The sequence below is a fragment of the Acidobacteriota bacterium genome (assembly GCA_009861545.1).
In the GTDB taxonomy this organism is placed as follows: domain Bacteria; phylum Acidobacteriota; class Vicinamibacteria; order Vicinamibacterales; family UBA8438; genus WTFV01.
In genome coordinates this window covers 1-3417 of record VXME01000117.1, presented here as the reverse complement: position 1 = coordinate 3417, position 3417 = coordinate 1, and the positions used below count along the sequence as shown (strand labels likewise).

1 protein-coding gene is annotated in these 3417 nt (G+C 74.0%); it reads right to left on the bottom strand.

Translation table 11 applies throughout. The annotated features are described in order from the left end of the window. Positions 1-107 precede the first annotated feature (107 nt). Entirely contained in the window at positions 108-2021 is a 1914-nt protein-coding gene (locus F4X11_19030; protein ID MYN67097.1) for a sulfatase-like hydrolase/transferase, read from the bottom strand. Positions 2022-3417 lie beyond the last annotated feature (1396 nt).

Genomic DNA, 3417 nt, shown 5'->3' with positions numbered 1-3417 from the left:
TTCCCACCCTGCTTTGGCCGGCGCCAAGCGCCGCCCACAGGCTACACAGGCATCAACTTCCTCGATACTGATCTCCGATCCTCTCAACCGGCAGAAATACTTGTCGCTCACCGGCAAAAGTAGTTGACGCCAAACACCTCGCACCCGTTGACGGCGATCCGCAGGCTCTTCTGCGGGCCCGTCGTCCGTATGCGGACGGCCAGCGCGGCCGGCGGCGATCGCGGATCGATTCCCACCGAGAGCCGCGCCGCGCCGTCGGTCCACCGGAACCGGCCGTGGGCGTTCCATTCGGCCGGCAGGAAGCCCGAGAAGTCGCGTCGCACTTCGGCCGCCTCCGAGGCGATGAGGTTCATCGCCCGCCTGTGGCTGGCCACCTCGGGCGCCTCGTGAAGAACGGGCGCGCCGGTCGGCCCGCGCCCGATCGCGAACACCCCCACGTCGTTGGCGCCCGGCCGCAACAGGGCCGGATCGACGAGGACCTCCCACGGCAGCGCGTGTCCGAACGCCGGGAACGAGTAGACCCGCGTGACCGCCGCCACCACCCCGTTGACGGCGACCGCGAGCGGCGCCAGGGCCGCGCGGCCCTCGCGTGCGAGGACGCCGCCGATGATGCGCGCCGGCACGAAGCGCCCCTCCGGATCGACGGCGCGCAGAGCGGGGAAGGTGTCGATGACGACGTCGAAGGGGGCCAGGCGGTCCGACGCCATCTCGGCGGCCGGCAGGCCGACGACCGCGTCGTGCCCGCCCAGGCGGGGCCGCGCCGGATCCCCGTTCTCGAAGCGTTCGTACTTGTGCGCGACGCTGCGGGCGATGGCGGCGCCGAGGTCGCCCGGGGCGTGCAGCGGATCGCGCGCCTCGTGCCGGAACATCGTCTTCGCCGGGCGCGCGGGACGGCCGGCCGCGAGGGCGTTCGACCCGTCGGTGCTCCAGGGCAGCCGGATCCCGAGCGCCGCCGCGATCGTCGGCAGGATGTCGATCGTCTCCACGTTCGCGTCCGCGACGCCGCCCTGCCGCTGGCCGGGCCGCTTGATGAACAGGGGGACGGCCGCGACGTCGGCGAAGGTCTCCTGGGTCGGCACCCGGAACGGCGTCCCGGGCCGCACGCTCGCGCCGTGGTCCGCCGTCACGACGATGAGCGCGTCGTCCCGGAGCCCCACCGCGCGCAGGCGCTCGAGCAGCGCGCCGAGCAGGGTGTCGGCGTGCCGCACCTGCAGCAGGTGCCGCTGGTAGTCCAGGGTCACGGCCCAGCCGTCGTCGAGCCATTCATCCCCGGCCGCGCCGACCAGGTGCGGCAGCCACGTATGCCGGCGTCCGTCCGGCAGGTAGACCCACGGCTCGTGGGGCAGCAGCACTTGCATGAAGTGGAGCGGGGGGCGCGCATCGCCGGCCGGCGGCGCGATCGAGGCGATGTAGTCGGTGGCCATGGCGGCCCGATCCCGCTCGCGATGGGTGTTCCAGCGCCCGAGCATGGAATCGTCGGTCGCGAAGTCGCGCCAGGTCGAGGTCACCGGCGGGAGCCGGTCCGTGAGGCGGTGCGGCAGCACGGCATGCAGGTAGACGACGGACAGATCGCTCAGCATCGCCGCGAGCCGGACGGCCGCCCGGGGACGGTGAGTCGCGCACAGCGTCTCGGGGCACATGCCGGTCAACGGCTCCAGCACGTGGAGGCGGTACCGCGATCCGAGCAGGGTGAACAGGTTGTCCGGGTGGTCGCTCGCCACCGGCAGCCGTCCCGGCGCCGGATAGTGGCCGGTGAGGATCGCGGGCAGGGCCCACTGCGTCCAGCCGCTCACCGCGCTCGCGTTGCGGAACCAGGTCGCCTCGTCGGCGAGCGCGGCGAAGTTCGGATACAGGCCGCGGTCCACCTCGCCGTCGCGGTTCAGCAGCGAGACCAGCGGCAACTGATCGAACACGACGACCGCCACCGGCGGCGGGTCGTCGATGTCGATCGCCGCCAACGGCGGTCCCCCGTCGCGCGGCGCCGACAGCAGCGGCGCGATCGCCGACTGCAGCAGGAACACGGCCGGCGCCACGATCGCCGACGGCGATAGATAAGGTGGCGAACAGGCGGATCGCCGGCGCCCGGACGTAGCCGGCGCCGGCCAACGCCCCGCACACCGCCGCGACGCCGAACGACGCCTCGGCGCTCCAGGCGGCGGCCTGCTTCACCGCGGCCAGCGCGACCGCCGCGGTCAGGACGCCTACCCCGACGCCGGCCGCCGCCGCGTGCAGCCGGGGGTCGATGCGGCGGCAGAGGCCGAGCACCGCCAGCCAGCCGGCGGGACCGGCCAGGCAGAGCAGCGCCACCAGCCCCAGGAGGTCGCCCGGCCGCGTCTCGTGCGCCACGAAGAACTCGGGACTGCGGCTCAGCAAGTCGAACAGCGGCTGGGCCACGGGCACCGCCCACAGGCCGGCGACGTGCAGCGCTTCGCCGCCCGCGCCGGGCGTCGGCGCCGCAGGACTCGCGCCGGCAAACTGCCGACGCCACCACAGGATCGCGCTAGGGCCCCGCATCGGCTCGCCGCCGGCAGTGGTACAGGGTCCGGGCGCCGGACGCCAGCGTCTCCCGCCCGACCAGGTGGAAGCGCCGGGACAGCGCGGCCTCGGCCGCCGCGCGGGAGTAGTCCAGCCGCCCGCCGTCGCGATGGCGCAGCAGGCGCTCCACCATCGGGTCGCCGCGGTCGACGAACTCCAGCACCACCTCGGCCCCTAAATCCGCCAGCCAGTCGGCGAGGTCGGCGAACGGAACATGGCGGCCGATGACCAGGTGATGGGCCAGGGCGAGGCAGAGGATCAGTCCGGGGGAGCCGCGATCGCCCAGCGGCCGGCGTTCCCTGCCGCGCCAGCCCAGGCCGGGCGACGGGTCGGCGGCGTCGGCCACCAGCGGGAGCACGTTCGTCCGTCCCTCGTCCCGCAGGGCGCGGTACACGCGGTCGACGACGACGTGGTCGGCGTCGAGGGCCAGGACGTACTCCGCGTGCTCGGCCGCCATGCGCGAGTACGCGCCGGTGTTGCAGCCGACGTCCCAGACCAGGGACCAGGGCCGCGATTCGAGCACGCGGCGCACGAAGGCGCCCTTGCGTTCGAGGTCGGCGTCGTCGTAGCCGTGCTCGTGCGCGTACTCGGACCAGGTGGAGCGCGCCGGCGTCCAGCGCAGCCCCTCGACGGTGCGGCGCAGCCGGGCGACGTTGTTGCGGATGAGCGCGGCGCCGAAACCGGCGGCGCGCAGTTCGGCCCGGACGTTCCCTTCCGCAGCTTCGTAGCGGTCCTGCGCCTTCGCCTGCAGGTAGACGTGCGCGAGCACGCCGGGGCGCAGGTAGTCGCGGGCCGACATCAGCGAGCGGCACTCCCCGGCCGTCATTCCGTCCAGGCGCCCGCGCAGCCACGGATGGAACGGCGCGTTGCGGTAGGCCTGGA